The sequence below is a fragment of the Paenibacillus sp. JT22N15 genome, assembly GCF_059383755.1.
Window position 1 is genome coordinate 90,247 of sequence record NZ_JBXENV010000018.1, and the last position, 16,093, is coordinate 106,339.

A 16,093-nucleotide genomic window follows, 5' to 3' on the forward strand; every position below is an offset into this window, starting at 1 on the left:
AACACTCCTCTTAGTTTAATGATAGTTGCTACTTCTGAATCAGGGAAATGCCCGTCATTTCTGCCGGCTTGGAAAGCTGCATCAAATCAAGCACCGTCGGTGCAAGGTCTGCCAAAATTCCGCCTTCACGCAGCGTTGCTCCAGCAACCGTCACAATGCATGGCACCGGGTTGGTTGTGTGCGCTGTGAAAGGACGTCCATTTGCATCAAATACCATATCGGCATTACCATGGTCAGCTGTAATAATACATACGCCGCCTTTAGCAAGCACAGCTTCAACGACTTGGCCCAAGCATGCATCCGTTGCTTCCACCGCTTTGATTGTCGGCTCCAGCATGCCGGAGTGACCTACCATATCGGGATTGGCAAAATTCAAGATAATCGCATCATGCTTATCTGCTTCAATCTCGCTGACTGCAGCTGCCGCTACCTCATAAGCGCTCATTTCTGGTTGCAGATCATAAGTCGCTACTTTAGGCGAATTAATCAGAACGCGAGTCTCGCCCGGCAGTTCATGATCGCGGCCGCCGCTGAAGAAGAACGTAACATGCGGATACTTTTCCGTTTCCGCAATGCGAAGCTGCTTCTTGCCGTTTTGCACAAGCACTTCACCAAGCGTATTATCAAGGTTTTTCGGCGAATAAGCGACAAAGCCGCCAATCGTTTCGCTGAACAGCGTCAAGCATACGAAATACAGATTTTTTGGAGCATGCTCCCCACGTTCAAAACCGCGGAAATCTTCATTCGTAAATACTTGTCCCAGTTGAATCGCACGGTCAGGCCGGAAATTGAAGAAAATAACTGCATCCTCCGACTCGACAAGACCAACCGGTTTGCCATCTTCGCCCACGATAACCGTTGGCATAACAAATTCATCATAAACGGATTTCTCGTACGATTCAACTATCGCCTTGAGCGGATCGTTATATTGCGGGCCTTCGCCATACACCATAGCGCGGTAAGACTTCTCTACCCGCTCCCAGCGTTTGTCGCGGTCCATCGCGTAATAACGTCCTTGCACCGTTGCAACATGGCCTACGCCAACCTCTTCGATCTTCGCGAGAAGCTGCTCCATGTAGCCTTTTGCGCTATCCGGGGCAACGTCGCGGCCATCAAGGAATGCATGGATATAAACATCTTCCAGGCCTTCCTTCTTCGCCAGGTCAAGCAGAGCAAACAAATGCGCAATGTGGCTGTGTACGCCGCCATCGGACAGCAGGCCGTACAGGTGAAGCTTCTTGCTATTTGCTTTTGCATGACGCACAGCGCCGAGCAGCGTTTCGTTGTCGAAAAACTCGCCATCGCGGATCGACTTGCTGATGCGAGTCAAATCCTGATACACGATGCGGCCTGCGCCGATGTTCAAATGGCCAACTTCGGAGTTGCCCATTTGTCCATCTGGCAAGCCTACCGCTTCACCGCTCGCCGTCAGCTGCGTATGAGGGTAAGTCGACCAGTAACGGTCGTAGTTAGGCTTTTTCGCTTGGGCAACTGCATTGCCTGTCACGTCATCGCGCAGACCAAAGCCGTCAAGTATAATTAATGCAACTGGAGCAGCCATCTTACTTGGCCCCCTCGATCAGTGCGATATAGGAAGCAGGCTCAAGGCTAGCTCCGCCTACAAGCGCGCCGTCGATATCTTGCTGACCCATATATTCAGCAACATTGTTAGGTTTGACGCTGCCGCCGTATTGGATACGAACCGCTGCTGCTGTAGCATCGTCATAAAGACCTGCAATTACGCTGCGGATATAACCGATAACGTCTTGTGCATCTTCAGAAGTTGAAGATTTGCCAGTGCCAATCGCCCAGATAGGCTCATAAGCAACAACGACTTCAGCTGCTTGAGCTGCGGACAAGTCTTGGAATGCCGCTACCGTTTGCACGTTGCAAACATTTTTTGTTTCGCCAGCTTCGCGCTCTTCAAGCTTCTCGCCTACACATACGATAGGAGTCAGATCATGCTTGAATGCTGCATGTACTTTTTTGCTAACGATTTCGTCTGTCTCAGCAAAATAAGCACGACGCTCGGAGTGGCCGATAATGACATATTTTACGCCCAGGTCTTTCAGCATCACGCCGCTGATTTCACCTGTAAATGCGCCATTGTCTTCGAAGTGAAGATTTTGAGCGCCAATCGCGATCGTTGTTCCTTTAGCTGCTTCAACAAGGGAAGGAAGTGCTGTAAATGGCGCGCAGATCACGCTCTCTACGCCATCAACCTCTGCTTTGCCTTTCACATCTGCGAAGAAGGAAGCCGCTTCAGAAACCGTTTTGAACATTTTCCAGTTGCCTGCAATAATTGGTTTTCTGCTCATATATATACCCTCCTGTACTGTATGGGTTGCTTATTTATCGTTAAGTGCTTCAACGCCCGGCAAAATTTTGCCTTCCATGAATTCCAGGGAAGCGCCGCCGCCAGTGGAAATGTGATCCATTTTATCAGCCAGACCGAATTTCTCAGCCGCTGCAGCCGAATCGCCGCCACCGATAACGGTGTAGCCAGTTGTTTCTGCACATGCTTTCGCTACTGCTTGTGTACCATGGGAGAAAGGCTCGATTTCGAATACGCCCATTGGTCCGTTCCAAACAACCAGCTTGGAGTTTTTGATCGCTTCTGCGTAGATTTCACGCGTCTTAGGACCGATATCAATGCCTTCCCACTCAGCTGGAATGCCGTCAACGTCAACGATTTGCGTGTTGGCGTTTTTGCTGAAATCATCAGCTACAACGATATCAACTGGAATGAGGAAGTTTTTGCCCAGCTTTTTCGCTTTCTCGATGAACTCAAGCGCCAGATCAAGCTTGGAGTTGTCTACGAGCGACTTGCCGATTTCATGGCCTTGTGCTTTGAAGAATGTGTAGGACAAGCCGCCACCGATAATAATGTTGTCGGCAATTTCGATCATTTTGTTGATAACGTCGATTTTATCCTTAACCTTCGAACCGCCTACGATAGCTGTGAAAGGACGCTCAGGGTTGTTCAGCGCTTTGCCAAGAACATCAAGCTCTCTCTCCATCAATAGACCGGAAACAGCCGGCAGGTGGTGCGCAATACCTTCAGTCGAAGCGTGAGCACGGTGTGCAGCTCCGAAAGCATCATTTACGTAAAGATCAGCAAGCTCAGCGAAAGCTTTCGCCAGCTCAGGATCGTTTTTCTCTTCGCCCGCATGGAAACGAACGTTTTCAAGCAGCAATACATCGCCAGCGTTCAAAGCCGCGATTTGCGCTTTAACATTTTCACCGATCGACTCATCCGCTTTTACTACCGGTTTGCCAAGCAGCTCGGACAGGCGCGCTGCCGATGCTGTGTGGCGAAGCTCTTCTACAACTTCACCGTTCGGGCGGCCCAAGTGGCTTGCCAAAATAACTTTCGCGCCTTTTTCGATCAAGAAGTTAATCGTAGGAAGCGTCTCACGGATACGCTTGTCATCGGTAATTTTACCATCTTCGAGCGGCACATTGAAATCGACGCGTACGAATACCCGTTTGCCTGCTACTTCTACGTCACGAACACTTTTTTTAGCCATGAATGTAACCTCCTGATATTAGCGTACAAAGCTTAACACTTTCTATATTCAAACAAAAAGAAGCGTTCCCTCTTTATTAAAAGAAGGAACGCTCCCTCTTGGCCCGCGGCCAGAAGGCTCGCGAACCTGAAGCTGCGTTTCGTCATGAAGACAAAATCGCGCCCCTGTTAAGGTTTCGCTTGAATCGCATACGATGCCCCGGGAGCGCCGCGGATTAAGCGTATCCCAAGGGCCAGTGCAATACCGGCCTGGGACGTAAAGCGTTCCATGTAATTGTGGGGGATATTTCCCTTGTTCTTACAGACCTTTGCTTGCGATATAAGCAGCGAGATCAACTACGCGGTTCGAGTAGCCCCACTCGTTGTCGTACCAAGAAACAACTTTAACCATGTTGCCTTCAACAACCATAGTCGACAGACCGTCGATTGTGGAAGAAGCTGGATCGTGGTTGTAGTCGCTCGATACAAGCGGCAATTCATTGTAGTTCAAGATGCCTTTAAGAGCGCCGTCAGCAGCTTCTTTCAAAGCAGCGTTAACTTCTTCAACTGTTACGTTAACTTTCAGTTCAGCTACCAGGTCAGTAACAGAAACGTTAGGTGTAGGAACACGCATAGCCATACCGTTCAGTTTGCCTTTCAGCTCAGGAAGCACAAGGGATACCGCTTTAGCAGCACCAGTCGATGAAGGAATGATGTTCTCAGCAGCTGCACGAGCACGACGAAGGTCTTTGTGCGGTACATCCAGAACGGATTGGTCATTTGTGTACGAGTGGATCGTTGTCATCATGCCTTTAACGATGCCGAATTTATCGTTCAATACTTTTGCAAACGGAGCAAGACAGTTCGTTGTGCAAGAAGCGTTAGAGATGATTGTGTGGGAAGCTGCATCGTATTTGTCTTCGTTAACGCCGATAACGATAGTGATGTCTTCGTTAGTAGCAGGAGCGGAGATGATAACTTTTTTAGCGCCGCCTTTAAGGTGAAGCTCAGCTTTTTCTTTAGCTGTGAAAATACCAGTGGATTCAACAACGATTTCAGCGCCTACAGAAGCCCAAGCCAGGTTCTCAGGGTTGCGCTCTGCAAAAACTTTGATTTCGCGGCCGTTAACTACGATCGCGCCTTCTTTAGCTTCAACTGTAGCATCAAGAGTACCGTGAGTTGTATCATATTTCAAAAGGTGAGCCAGTGTAGCTGTGTCTGTCAAATCGTTTACTGCTACGATTTCAACATCAGCGTTGTTCAGAGCTGCGCGGAATACGTTACGACCAATACGACCAAAACCGTTAATACCTACTTTAACCATTGTTGTTTCCTCCTAGAGTGTTTTGGGATAAAAAATATATTTCAAGACATTTCGCATGCCGGATGCCATTGTCTCGCCCGGCGCGCGAAGCATCAAGATCACTTGCCAAGCAAAAACGACTTTGTCGTCCTTCTAGGACGAGCGAAGAGCTTTGCCCTAGAATTCTAAGCGGATATAAGGATAAAACTTATAAATTCTTAGAATTCAAGCGTAAACGGCCGAAAGCCGTCCTCTGGCGGTAAAGCTGCCGTTTCGCGGTGAAATATAAGTCCTATTTATAAGCTGCAACTTATAAATTCTTATATTTTTATGGAGCTGAGCCTTCAATAATCGCAATGATTTCTAATGCGGCAGCCTCATCGGTAACTAACACATCATTGTGTCCAAAACGCATAACTGCAGCGATCGCTTCACCTTTGCTTTTGCCTCCGGCTACTCCGATAACTACTTCAGTCTTCACAATATCCTCGAGCCGTAGTCCTACCGTCGGCATCTTGTGAACCACTTGCCCGCTGCGATCAAAATAAAAACCGTATGCTTCAGCAAGCGCTCCTTCAGCTTCAATACCCTGCATCGTCGCCTCATCAAGCTTCCTGCGCCGAGCCATCACCATAGCGTCTCCGATGCCGTGCACGACAATACGCGCCCTGCGGATCACTTCTATAATGTCCTGGATATTCGGTTCCTGCATAATGGGAGCATAAGCTTCCTCGCCAAGATGATCAGGAACGTGAAGCAGCCGATAGTTGGCACCTGTCCGCTTCGCCATGGTGGAAGCAATCGTATTCGCCTGATAATCGACGCTTTCGCCAAGTCCGCCTCTTGCAGGCACGAACCAATTGGTTTTAAGCGGCGCCACAGCCGAAAGCTGATTGGCTACCTGAGCAGTCGTCGTACCGCCTGTAACGGCAATGACGTCGCCTTGCTCCATCGCTTTGCGCAGTACCTGCCCTCCTGCTCTGCCGAGTTCCCGCTTCGTCTGCGCGGATACATCAGAATCGCCGGCCACAACAACAACTTGGCTCAGCCCGAAATAACTTCTGATCTTCTCCTCAAGCTCCGATAAGCCGAAAATCGTCTGCACAAAAGGCTCAAACTGTTCAAGCAGTTCTTTGCCAGGTTCACTGATTCTCATGCCTGAAGCATGAATTTCAAGCAAGCCCTGCGACTTTAGAAAGTCCGTTTCTGCTCGCAGCACCCTCTCCGTCATACCGAGCGTTGTCGCAAGCGTTCTGCGGCCGATGAGATCAGAGAGCATAACCTGGTGCAGTATCCTGTAGCGCTTCCTCATCACGTCGAGCAAATCTGGCAGAAGCTGCTGCTGCAATTCAATCATTTGGCGCATCTTCTAATTATTCACTCCACCCGTACTAAGTTAAGCGAAACCGATACTCATGCATTGCGGTGGACACGAAACGTCCCATGCTTTCGTTTTAAGTCCCACCTCTATTTTACCGAACTTGATCTAACATTTCAAGTCAACAATTTCATATGAAACCGTTTACTGACACGATTTTATCAAATTTATTTTTAATAGCTGGCTTGATTTCTATTCACATTTAACATATACTAAATCTTGCTGTTACTTTTATACATGCGCCCGTGGTCCAATGGATATGACGTAGGCCTCCGGAGCCTGAGATCTAGGTTCGATTCCTAGCGGGCGCGTTCTGATTTGCCAATAACGACATACAACAAGCAATCGTGTTTATGAAGCCTAGTATGTGGCCACCCTGATGAAAGGGTGGTTTTTTTATATCGTTTTTTAGCTGCAAAAAGGCATGCGATAGAGAAAAATCTGATTTGTCTGACTATCTTTGACTTTTAACGTTTCATCCGCTATTATGATGTTACGGCAATATCAATCTTGTTATTTTTCGGAGGAGGTTTACAGGATATGAATTTCGTCCCTATGGTTATTGAGCAAACTAATCGCGGAGAGCGCTCCTACGACATCTATTCCCGGTTATTGAAGGACCGTATTATCTTCTTGGGCTCGGGCGTCAATGACGTTGTAGCCAACTCCATCATCGCACAGATGCTGTTTCTGACAGCTGATGACCCTGAGAAAGACATCTCCCTTTACATTAACAGCCCTGGCGGTTCCATCACCTCGGGTATGGCTATCTATGATACGATGCAATACATCAAGCCTGACGTATCCACCATTTGTGTAGGTATGGCAGCATCGATGGGCGCTTTCCTGCTTGCAGCAGGCGCCAAAGGCAAGCGTTACGCGCTTCCGAACAGCGAGGTTATGATTCACCAGCCGCTGGGCGGCGCTGAAGGCCAGGCGAGCGATATCGAAATTCGCGCACGCCGCATTATCAAAATGCGCGACCACTTGAATGGCATCCTGTCCGAGCGCACAGGCCAACCGCTTGAGCGCGTGGAGAAAGATACCGATCGCGACTATTTCATGAGCGCAGCAGAAGCTTGCGAGTACGGTCTCGTTGACAAGGTTATTGAAAAAATCTAATTGCCCCGCATTATTGTGGACGCATAACAAAAGAACCCCGGTTCAGGCGAACCGGGGTTCTTTTGTTATGGACTTTTTTTAACCAAAAAACCGCCCCGGATCATTCAGATCCAGAAGGCGGCATGGCCAAATAATAGGGTTATGAGCAAGCGAATCCCTGCTGCATAGGGCTTCTTATTGGTTCTCCAGCTCTTCCTTGCTTACCAATGCAGCTAAAGCGTTTACAGCCTGTTCTGCGTCCGAACCTTCCGCACTTATGAAAACTTCAGTGCCCGAACTGATTGCCAAGCTCATAATTCCCATAATCGATTTGGCATTCACTTTCTTGTCGTCTTTCTCGACGAATACTTCAGATGAAAATTTATTAGCTTCTTGTACGAATAATGCTGCAGGTCTTGCATGAAGACCCGTCTTTAGTCGAACGACAACCGGAAGCCTTGTCATGGAAACCATACCCCCTATATCTTATTCATTCCTTAATTATGCCGATAATTTTAAACTCATTGTATCATTATACCATCGGAAACAAGAAGTTAAAAGTTTAGCCATTGCGTATTTTTTCAGCAAGCTCGTCAATTTTGCGAAGACGATGGTTTACGCCCGACTTGCTTACTGACCCTTTCAGCAGTTCGCCAACTTCCTTCAAGTTCAGATCGGGGTGCTGCAGGCGAATTTCAGCGACTTCCCTGAGCTTATCCGGCAAGTTATCAAGGCCCAGCTCGCGGTCCAGCAGTTTAATATTATCAATCTGCCGCACGGACGCGCCAATGGTCTTGTTCAGGTTCGCCGTCTCGCAATTGACGATGCGATTGACGGAATTGCGCATGTCGCGCATAATCCTTACATCCTCGAATTTGAACAGCGCCTGATGAGCACCGATAATGTTCAGCAGCTCAATAATTTTCTCGCCTTCCTTAATGTAAAAAATAAAGCCTTTCTTCCGTTCAATGCAGCGGGCATTCAGCTCGAACTTATTGGCAAGCTCCACTAATGAGGCGCAATACTCCTCATACATCGAAGAAATTTCCAAATGGTACGAGGAACCCTCAGGGTTATTCACTGAACCTCCAGCAAGGAATGCCCCGCGCAAATAAGAACGCTTGCAGCAAGACTTCTTGATCATCGCTTTATCGATTCCGGAGTTGAACACGAAACCTTCCGATACGATATGAAGCTTGCTCAATATAGATTGTACCATTGTTGGAATACGTACGATATACACATTGTTCTTTTTCAGCCGCATTTTTTTCCGAACCAACAGCTCGGTGTGTACCTCAAAGTGCTTTTTGACCAGAGAATAAATACGACGGGCTATGGCAGCATTTTCTGTTGAGATGTCCAAAATGACTTTGCGGCTGGATAAGCTGACAGAACCATTCATCCGAATGAGTGCGGAAAGCTCTGCAAGCTCACAGCAGGAATCCGCTTCAATAAGCGTAAGTTCCTTTTTCGTTTGTGCCGCAAACGACATGGTTTGTCACCTCTTTCTAATCATCCAGTTTTCCACTAGCTTATAAATATGATGGCTTAGACGCTCGGCATCATGCCTTAGAAACGTCTGGAATAAAACAAAACGATCCGCAATAACCTCGCAGCCCTTGCTGCGAATAGCTTCTAAATCAATAGCGACGGGCTTTGCGCCCATCTCTGCATATTTGGCTTCCACTTGCGGTGAAATTTCACCATTGTTCACAATGACATAATCAAATAATTGCAGGCCGATATGGGCCTCAATCGCATTCATATGATCCGATACCGTATAATTGTCCGTCTCGCCCGGCTGCGTCATCACATTGCACACAAACAGCTTGACGGCGCAAGATTCCGTAATTGCTTGGGCAAGCATGGGAACAATCAAATTCGGCATAATGCTCGTGTACAAGCTTCCAGGCCCAATAAGAATGGCATCTGCTTGCTCGATCGCCTTAACCGCTTCCGGCAGCGCGTGTGCCTTCTCCGAATCAATGAATACACGCTTGATCGCTTGACCCGCCTTTGGAATCATCGACTCGCCAATGACGATCGAGCCATCGGCCATTTCTGCCTTGAGCACGATAGCCTGGGCTGCCGCAGGCAAAACACGCCCGCGCACCGCCAGCACCCTGCTCAGCTCGCGTACGCCCGTCACAAAATCGCCTGTGATGTCAGCCATAGCAGCCAGCATTAAATTGCCGAGACTATGCCCGGCAAGCCCCGTGCCTGAATTGAATCGGTATTGCAGCACCTCTGCAAGCAGCGGCTCCGTATCGGCGAGCGCCATCAGCACATTGCGAACATCGCCCGGAGGCGGAATTTGCAGCTCATTGCGCAGCACGCCGGAGCTGCCCCCATCATCCGCAACGGTGACGATGGCTGTAATATCCATGGGCTTTTCCTTCAGCCCGCGCAGCATAACGGATAATCCTGTGCCTCCGCCAATGACTACGATCTTGGGAGGCGCTCCTATTTTGTGCCTGTTCTGCATACATTCCCTCCGTTAATGCCTGTCGCGGTCGGAATCGCGATGGCTGACGCGTACCCGTTCCGTATCGCTGCTTCCCAGCACACGGCCCAAGTATTCCGAAATCGCCACCGAGCGATGTTTTCCTCCGGTACAGCCAATGCCGATAACGACCTGGCTCTTCCCTTCCTTATGATAAAGCGGAAGGAGGAACTGGAGCATATCAACCAGTTTAGCCAGAAACGCCTGCGTTTCCGGCCATTTCATCACATATTCATAAACCTCTGGCGTCTGGCCGGTATTTGGGCGCAGATGCTCAATATAATGAGGATTAGGCAAAAAACGCACATCATAAATTAAATCCGCATCAATCGGAATGCCATATTTAAAGCCGAAAGAAATGACATTGACCGACAAGCTATTTTGCTCCAAATTCGTAAACCTGGAAATAATCCGTTCTTTCAGCTGTGCGGGCTTGATACTGCTGGTGTCAATGACCAGCGATGCAGACCCCTTCAAATCCTCCAGCATTCTGCGCTCCAGCTTGATGCCGTCCAGCGGCAAGCCATCGGGCACAAGCGGGTGGCGGCGGCGGCTCTCCTTATAACGTTGAACGAGCACGCCGTCCGTCGCATCCAGGAACAGTATCTCACAGCTTATGGTAGAATGGTCTTTAATATAACTTAAAGACTCCGCTAAAGCTGTAAAAAACTCCCTGCCGCGCAAGTCAATAACTAAGGCAACCTTGCCGATCTTCCCGTTTGATTGCTCAATCAGCTCTGCAAACTTAGGGATAAGCACCGGGGGCAAATTATCGACGCAGAAGAAGCCAAGATCCTCTAGACTTTGTACAGCAATCGTTTTGCCCGCGCCTGACATCCCTGTAATAATAACAAGCTTCGCTAGTGCCGCTGCCGTCTCCATCTTCTTCTCCTCCTCACAAGCGGGGAAATTGTCCCTGTTATCCTATGTTTATCGCTACGAGCGCAAAATTAATCCCGCTGCGCCAACGACACCTGCATTGTTGCCGAGCGTAGCAGGGATGATTTTCACGCCATCCTGCGCTTCTTTCTGTGTATACTTCTCGAATACTTCGCGAATTTGCTCGAACAGAAACTCGCCGGCTTTGGACACGCCGCCGCCAATAATGAAGCATTCCGGATTCAGCACGACGGCCATCAGCGCCATCGAGCGTCCCAAATAATACGCCGCACGGCTTACAATGCGCATAGCTACTTCATCTCCAGCTTTTGCTGCATCGATAACGTCCTTCGCCATAATGTCTGTCACTTGAGCAAGCGTCGTACGGTCGCCGCGCTCCACAGCATCCTTCGCCATACGGATAATGCCCGTTGCGGAAGAAACCGTTTCGAGGCAGCCCATCTTGCCGCAGCCGCACTGAATCGCTTCGAGATCCGGCACAATTGCAATATGTCCAAGCTCGCCAGCCATGCCGGCGAAGCCTTCGACGATTTTGCCGCCGATAATAATACCGCCGCCTACACCTGTACCAAGCGTGTAGCATACGCAGTGGTCGATGCCTTTGCCCGCGCCAGCCCAAGCCTCGCCCAGCGCTGCCACGTTTGCATCATTGTTTACAAGCACTTTAGTTGCCAGCTTGGCTTCCAAATAATCTTTCAAATTTACGTCGCGAATCTTCAAATTCGGCGCGAACTTAATATAGCCCGACGGAATGTCCAGGAAACCGGCGATTCCTACGCCTACACCGCCAACCTGCTCCCATTCATAGGAAGATTCAGCGACGATGGCACGCGCATAAGCAGCAATATTTTCAAGGATAGCATCCGTACCTTTATTCGTTTCTGTGGGACCTTCATACGTGTGAAGCAAATCCCCGTTCTCGTTGCACAATCCGACCTTAATTGCCGTTCCGCCAACATCGATTCCAACGTAAATCTTTTGAGACATTTGTAGTCCACCTCATTAATATGTTAATCTTCTCTGTCCACTATAAGCGAAGCTCCTCCCTCTGGTCAAGGCAGGAAGCTCCTTGCTGCCGCTGGATTTGCACGTTGAGTTCACCCCGTATATCCATTAGACTAGGGTCAAGCGTAAACGGCTTTGCCGTCCTTTGGCGGCAAAGCTTCGTTTCGCGATGAAATATAGAGAAAGGATGAGAACATCACATACTTTCCTATATTTCAAGGTGAAACGGCTGTCGCCGTCCTTTGGCGGCGTGGCGCGTTTCATTCCGAGAAATATAGAGAAGGGATGCGAAAACCATATCCTTTCCTATATTTCAAGCGTAAACGGCTTTGCCGTCCTCTGGCGGCGCAGCGCGTTTCATTCCGAGAAATATAGAAAAGGGATGCGAAAACCATATCCTTTCCTATATTTCAAGCGAACACATCACTTCCCGCCCCAGATGGCGGACTCCGTTCCGCATTGGAATCGAAGCCGCGTATACACGCCTAGCTGGCAGCTTATTATAGATCAATGAATCCACATCCCGATAAGGAGGTATTCGGCCTTGCCCTTTCACAACCAGCAAATATTGCCTGCCCCGCGAAAAACGAAAGATTTGGAAAAGCTGATGACTTCTGACTTCTCCTATATTGTGCTGCTGGAGACGCATATCAGCCAACTGAAGAGCATTTTCGAGCTGGCGAATGCCCATGGCAAAAAAATACTGCTCCACGCCGATTTAATCGGCGGCCTCAAAAATGACGAATACGCAGCCGAATATTTGTGCCAGATGATTCGCCCGGCCGGACTTATTTCTACACGCGGCGCTGTCATTAGCACAGCCAAGAAAAATGGCCTTATTGCGATACAGCGCTTGTTTCTGCTGGATACCCAGGCATTGGAGAAAAGCTATGTGCTGCTGGAGCGCACGAATCCTGATTATATTGAAGTGCTGCCAGGCGTCATGCCGCATATCATTCGTGAAGTTTTTGAACGGACGGGCATTCCGATTTTTGCCGGCGGTCTGATCCGAACTGTAGCAGATGTGGAAAATGCAACTGCCGCTGGGGCTACAGCAGTGACCACCTCGCGCAGCGAGCTGTGGACGCATTTTGCGTCTACAAGCAAATGATTATTTTCGGCAAGCTTATGCCGCTTGCGTCAATGCTGCGCCACCTGTACGCCACCCCAGCTCATAGTGCTGCTTGTTCTAGGGTACTGCCCAAACATACAAGCGTACAATAAACATACAATAAATACCCCTTTGCCTTATTCATCAGGCAAAGGGGTATTTGCTGCATTTCGATCTAGGGAACTAGGAAGCTCAGCGTTTGATAGGCGCTTGCGCCTTATGTGCGCTAACTGAACCTAACCGCCGATCTATGTTTACAGGGACTGGCTCCAGTCATGCGTCATGCTGCCTTCAAGGAAACGTTCGCAATCGAGCGCTGCCATACAGCCGCTGCCCGCAGCGGTAATCGCTTGGCGATATTTGCTGTCCTGCACGTCGCCACAAGCGAAGATGCCTGGAACGTTCGTCTCGGAAGTACCCGGTTTTACTTTAATGTAGCCATGCTCATCCGTATCGATCTGTCCATTCAGGAAGGCCGTGTTCGGCGTGTGGCCGATCGCGATGAAAATGCCGTGCGTCTCAATGACTTCTTCACTGCCCGTTTCATTGTTGCGTACTTTAAGGCCAGTAACGCCCATTGGCCCAGCTACAACCTCAACTGGCGTGCGGTTTAGGCTCCAGTCGATTTTTTCATTTTCGCGTGCGCGGTCCTGCATGATCTTAGAAGCGCGCAGCTCATCGCGGCGGTTAACAAGCTCTACGTTCGTCGCGAAGCGGGTCAGGAAGCTGGCTTCCTCCATAGCGGAGTCGCCGCCGCCAACCACGATGATTTTTTTGCCGCGGAAGAAAAATCCGTCGCAAGTGGCGCAGGTGCTGACACCGCGGCCTACGTTTTCTTTTTCCCCAGGGATGCCTAGGTATTTCGCTGAAGCGCCTGTCGAAATAATAAGCGACTCGCCTACGAATTCGCCTTTGCCTTCTACTTGCAGCTTGAACGGTCTCGCGGAAGTATCCACGCTGTTCACCCAGCCCGTAATGAACTCTGCGCCGAAACGCTCCGCTTGCTTGCGCATATTAGCCATCAAATCCGGACCCATAATGCCTTCTGGGAAGCCCGGGAAGTTCTCTACTTCCGTTGTCGTCGTCAATTGTCCGCCTGGCTCCGGTCCTTCAATAACTAGCGGCTTCATGTTTGCACGAGCCAAATAAATCGCAGCCGTCAGTCCCGCAGGACCCGTACCGATAATAATTGCTTTATACATCCTGTAACCCTCCTTAGATTTTGCCCTATTCTTATTATATTTCACAGACACGCCTGCTCGCTATTCCAGCGGTTCATCTGGCGCAAATACCGAATTGATCGAACGCATCTTTTCCTTAATGCCGCACACTTGATCGATTCGCTTCGCATTTTTGCTGACCGTTGCAATGGAAGTGCCATAACGAACGGATACCTCATGATACGAAATCGTGCGCCGATGCATCTTCGCCGTCAAATATTCCAGTGCTGCGGCCCAGCCTTCGACCTTGCTCAGCTTCGGAACGTCCGGATAAACCCGGCTGAGAAACTCGACCCACAGCGTCATTAGATCATGCTGCTGGATCAGATCATAACGTTTGTTCATTCGCGATAACGCAGCTTCGACTACTTCCTGCCATTTGGCTTCCCACACAGGCAGACGAGAAGGAACACGATTCGGTTCAATGACCGTTTCCTTGCCTTCCAAAATCGCCTGCAGAGGCTCCTGTACATCAATGGTGCGCAGGACAAAAATCGCAATCCGCTTCAAATAATCGTCTTCGCCCGGTTCGATTAAAAACGCTCTTAGCGCATCCTTCACTTCATTGTCGGCAATCATGCCGAGCGCCTGAATAACTTGCAGCTTCGTGTTCCGATCGCCGTGGCGCAGCGCCCAGAAGAAGGAGGAGCGGACGAGCGGGTCGCGCTTCAAATGATCAGGCAGTCCATCCGAGGAGTTTTCCCAAAGCTTGAACTGCTCCTCAAACGGCAAATGATAATGGTAGCTGACTGCTGATTTATGCTGCCCTTGCTTCACCAGCTCCAGCTGCTCCATATAATAGCGGGGAATATTCGACTTTGGATCAAGCTTCGCTGTCTGCCGCCACAAACGCTCGGCTTCATGGAACCGACCAATATTGCATGCTGCCACAGCCGCATAATGATACAGGCATGGGTCCTGATTTAGATCAGGGTCCTTCAGCAAGCGAAGGAAGTGGCGGTAAGCCGCCTCATGCTCGCCAAGAATGCCCATCGTCGTAGCCAGCTTAAACACATGCTCCTCATGAAAAGGTGCCGTCTTGCGCAGCAGCTCCACCAGTGGAGCCAAACTTTTCTCATCCTCTGCATGCTGATAAAAGATGGCCAAATTGCACAAGGCATGCAGGTTGCCCGCATCAATATGCAGCGCCTCATGAATCGTTTCCATCGCTTTATCGAACAGACCCATATAATAATAAGCGAGCGCCAAATTGTTGCGGGCGGCCAGAAACTCCGGCTGTGCCGCAATAATGTCCTCCAGCAGGCGAACCGCCTCGGTAAACTTGCCTTCCTCCAGAAGCGTGCGTGCCTGATCATGCTCAAACAGGCCTTCACGCGCCTTAATGCTCGTTACCCGCGTTGGACGCTCCAGCTCATAATCGAGCAATTCCATCATTTCTTCCGCCTCATCGAGGTACTGCCCATCCGCATCCTCTTCGAGATATTGCACCAAAGCCCCTTCAGCGGCTTCATATTGTTCCATATTGGCATAGTTGTTCGCCATATAAAAATGGCATTCCGTCATCGTAGGATCAAGCTCATCGACGATCCAATGCAAAATCTTATTGGATTCCTCATAATTGCCCATTTCCGATAAAATGCCAGCCATATTACAATGGTTAACCGGATTTTCCGGCTCATATTCCACAGCACGGCGAAAATATTTAAGTGCCTTGTCATAGTGGTATCGGTCCAATGAGCGGACAGCCCGTTCGAAAAAGAATGTGGCATCCCACTGAATAGGTATGATTTTCGTTTTTGGCTCAGCTGTGGCCGCGCGTTTCTTTCCCTTCATTGGCAAGGCACCTCCCGGAAACTTCATTTTCTACGATTATAACATAGGAACGGTCAAGTCGCGCACTCAAACTAAAGGAAACGCTCCAGGACGGCTGCAATTACCCGCGTTCCATTGTGGCAAAAGGCAAAAAGTTATGAAAATCGCGGGCGTTTTAATAACCGCCCGCGATTTCATATAAGTATTTATGCTGTTTGTGATAAAGAGTCGACAAGGTGAAACGGCTGTCGCCGTCCTCTGGCGGAGCAGCGCGTTTCATTCCGAGAAATA

At 49.4% G+C, this 16,093-nt stretch carries 14 protein-coding genes and 1 tRNA gene; 3 read left to right on the forward strand and 12 right to left on the reverse strand.

The genetic code is table 11. The features are described 5' to 3' along the window. Positions 1-28: 28 nt before the first annotated feature. The 5 genes from gpmI to AC50X8_RS28160 form a co-directional block, all read right to left on the reverse strand. On the reverse strand, positions 29-1,561 hold the full coding sequence (gpmI, locus tag AC50X8_RS28140; RefSeq protein WP_056032479.1) for a 2,3-bisphosphoglycerate-independent phosphoglycerate mutase: 1,533 nt from the start codon (positions 1,559-1,561) through the stop codon (positions 29-31). A 1-nt stretch (position 1,562) separates the two neighbouring features. After that, positions 1,563-2,318, reverse strand: coding sequence for a triose-phosphate isomerase (gene tpiA / locus AC50X8_RS28145; RefSeq protein ID WP_056032482.1), 756 nt, complete (start codon positions 2,316-2,318; stop codon positions 1,563-1,565). Positions 2,319-2,348: 30 nt separating this feature from the next. Continuing rightward, positions 2,349-3,530 (reverse strand): phosphoglycerate kinase, encoded by a 1,182-nt coding sequence (locus AC50X8_RS28150; RefSeq protein ID WP_494882882.1) that lies wholly within the window; start codon positions 3,528-3,530, stop codon positions 2,349-2,351. 297 nt (positions 3,531-3,827) lie between these two features. After that, complete coding sequence (gene gap, locus AC50X8_RS28155; protein WP_099517684.1) at positions 3,828-4,832, reverse strand: type I glyceraldehyde-3-phosphate dehydrogenase; 1,005 nt, start codon at positions 4,830-4,832, stop codon at positions 3,828-3,830. 307 nt (positions 4,833-5,139) lie between these two features. Further along, the gene (locus AC50X8_RS28160) at positions 5,140-6,177 is read right to left on the reverse strand and encodes a sugar-binding transcriptional regulator (RefSeq protein ID WP_056032491.1); all 1,038 of its coding nucleotides are present in this window, start codon (positions 6,175-6,177) and stop codon (positions 5,140-5,142) included. A gap of 251 nt (positions 6,178-6,428) precedes the next feature. Between AC50X8_RS28160 and AC50X8_RS28165 the strand changes: the two genes are divergently transcribed. Together AC50X8_RS28165 and clpP are read left to right on the forward strand one after the other, a co-directional pair. Beyond that, positions 6,429-6,500 (forward strand) — tRNA-Arg (locus AC50X8_RS28165). 229 nt (positions 6,501-6,729) lie between these two features. Continuing rightward, positions 6,730-7,311: an ATP-dependent Clp endopeptidase proteolytic subunit ClpP gene (gene clpP / locus AC50X8_RS28170; protein ID WP_056032494.1), complete on the forward strand. Its 582-nt coding sequence runs from the start codon at positions 6,730-6,732 to the stop codon at positions 7,309-7,311. Positions 7,312-7,485: 174 nt separating this feature from the next. Here the strand turns inward: clpP and AC50X8_RS28175 are convergent, their stop codons facing one another. The 5 genes from AC50X8_RS28175 to AC50X8_RS28195 all read right to left on the reverse strand — a co-directional run bounded on the left by AC50X8_RS28175 (position 7,486) and on the right by AC50X8_RS28195 (position 11,680). After that, positions 7,486-7,755, reverse strand: a complete 270-nt coding sequence (locus tag AC50X8_RS28175; protein WP_046234108.1) for an HPr family phosphocarrier protein — start codon at positions 7,753-7,755, stop codon at positions 7,486-7,488. A gap of 97 nt (positions 7,756-7,852) precedes the next feature. Further along, on the reverse strand, positions 7,853-8,782 hold the full coding sequence (gene whiA, locus AC50X8_RS28180; protein ID WP_056032497.1) for a DNA-binding protein WhiA: 930 nt from the start codon (positions 8,780-8,782) through the stop codon (positions 7,853-7,855). A 6-nt stretch (positions 8,783-8,788) separates the two neighbouring features. After that, positions 8,789-9,775 (reverse strand): gluconeogenesis factor YvcK family protein, encoded by a 987-nt coding sequence (locus AC50X8_RS28185; RefSeq protein ID WP_056032501.1) that lies wholly within the window; start codon positions 9,773-9,775, stop codon positions 8,789-8,791. Between the two features lie 12 nt (positions 9,776-9,787). Continuing rightward, entirely contained in the window at positions 9,788-10,675 is an 888-nt protein-coding gene (gene rapZ / locus AC50X8_RS28190) for an RNase adapter RapZ (RefSeq protein WP_056032504.1), read from the reverse strand. A gap of 54 nt (positions 10,676-10,729) precedes the next feature. Then, on the reverse strand, positions 10,730-11,680 hold the full coding sequence (locus AC50X8_RS28195; protein WP_056032507.1) for an ROK family glucokinase: 951 nt from the start codon (positions 11,678-11,680) through the stop codon (positions 10,730-10,732). Between the two features lie 562 nt (positions 11,681-12,242). Here AC50X8_RS28195 and AC50X8_RS28200 point away from each other — a divergent pair. Next, positions 12,243-12,809, forward strand: coding sequence for a glycerol-3-phosphate responsive antiterminator (locus AC50X8_RS28200; RefSeq protein WP_494882884.1), 567 nt, complete (start codon positions 12,243-12,245; stop codon positions 12,807-12,809). Positions 12,810-13,063: 254 nt separating this feature from the next. Here the strand turns inward: AC50X8_RS28200 and trxB are convergent, their stop codons facing one another. Both trxB and AC50X8_RS28210 read right to left on the reverse strand, forming a co-directional pair. After that, positions 13,064-14,011 carry a thioredoxin-disulfide reductase gene (gene trxB / locus AC50X8_RS28205; RefSeq protein WP_494863559.1) on the reverse strand — a complete coding sequence of 316 codons (948 nt, stop codon included), beginning with the start codon at positions 14,009-14,011 and terminating at the stop codon, positions 13,064-13,066. A gap of 60 nt (positions 14,012-14,071) precedes the next feature. Beyond that, positions 14,072-15,823, reverse strand: coding sequence for a tetratricopeptide repeat protein (locus AC50X8_RS28210; protein ID WP_056032516.1), 1,752 nt, complete (start codon positions 15,821-15,823; stop codon positions 14,072-14,074). Positions 15,824-16,093: the final 270 nt, after the last annotated feature.

Excerpts from the sequence above, each read along its gene's own strand:
- gap (WP_099517684.1), bottom strand. The coding sequence starts at position 4,832 with ATGGTTAAAGTAGGTATTAACGGTTTTGGTCGTATTGGTCGTAACGTA.
- tpiA (WP_056032482.1), bottom strand. The coding sequence starts at position 2,318 with ATGAGCAGAAAACCAATTATTGCAGGCAACTGGAAAATGTTCAAAACG.
- AC50X8_RS28210 (WP_056032516.1), bottom strand. The coding sequence starts at position 15,823 with ATGAAGGGAAAGAAACGCGCGGCCACAGCTGAGCCAAAAACGAAAATC.
- clpP (WP_056032494.1), top strand. The coding sequence starts at position 6,730 with ATGAATTTCGTCCCTATGGTTATTGAGCAAACTAATCGCGGAGAGCGC.
- gpmI (WP_056032479.1), bottom strand. The coding sequence starts at position 1,561 with ATGGCTGCTCCAGTTGCATTAATTATACTTGACGGCTTTGGTCTGCGC.
- AC50X8_RS28175 (WP_046234108.1), bottom strand. The coding sequence starts at position 7,755 with ATGACAAGGCTTCCGGTTGTCGTTCGACTAAAGACGGGTCTTCATGCA.
- AC50X8_RS28150 (WP_494882882.1), bottom strand. The coding sequence starts at position 3,530 with ATGGCTAAAAAAAGTGTTCGTGACGTAGAAGTAGCAGGCAAACGGGTA.
- AC50X8_RS28185 (WP_056032501.1), bottom strand. The coding sequence starts at position 9,775 with ATGCAGAACAGGCACAAAATAGGAGCGCCTCCCAAGATCGTAGTCATT.
- AC50X8_RS28195 (WP_056032507.1), bottom strand. The coding sequence starts at position 11,680 with ATGTCTCAAAAGATTTACGTTGGAATCGATGTTGGCGGAACGGCAATT.
- trxB (WP_494863559.1), bottom strand. The coding sequence starts at position 14,011 with ATGTATAAAGCAATTATTATCGGTACGGGTCCTGCGGGACTGACGGCT.
- whiA (WP_056032497.1), bottom strand. The coding sequence starts at position 8,782 with ATGTCGTTTGCGGCACAAACGAAAAAGGAACTTACGCTTATTGAAGCG.
- rapZ (WP_056032504.1), bottom strand. The coding sequence starts at position 10,675 with ATGGAGACGGCAGCGGCACTAGCGAAGCTTGTTATTATTACAGGGATG.
- AC50X8_RS28160 (WP_056032491.1), bottom strand. The coding sequence starts at position 6,177 with ATGCGCCAAATGATTGAATTGCAGCAGCAGCTTCTGCCAGATTTGCTC.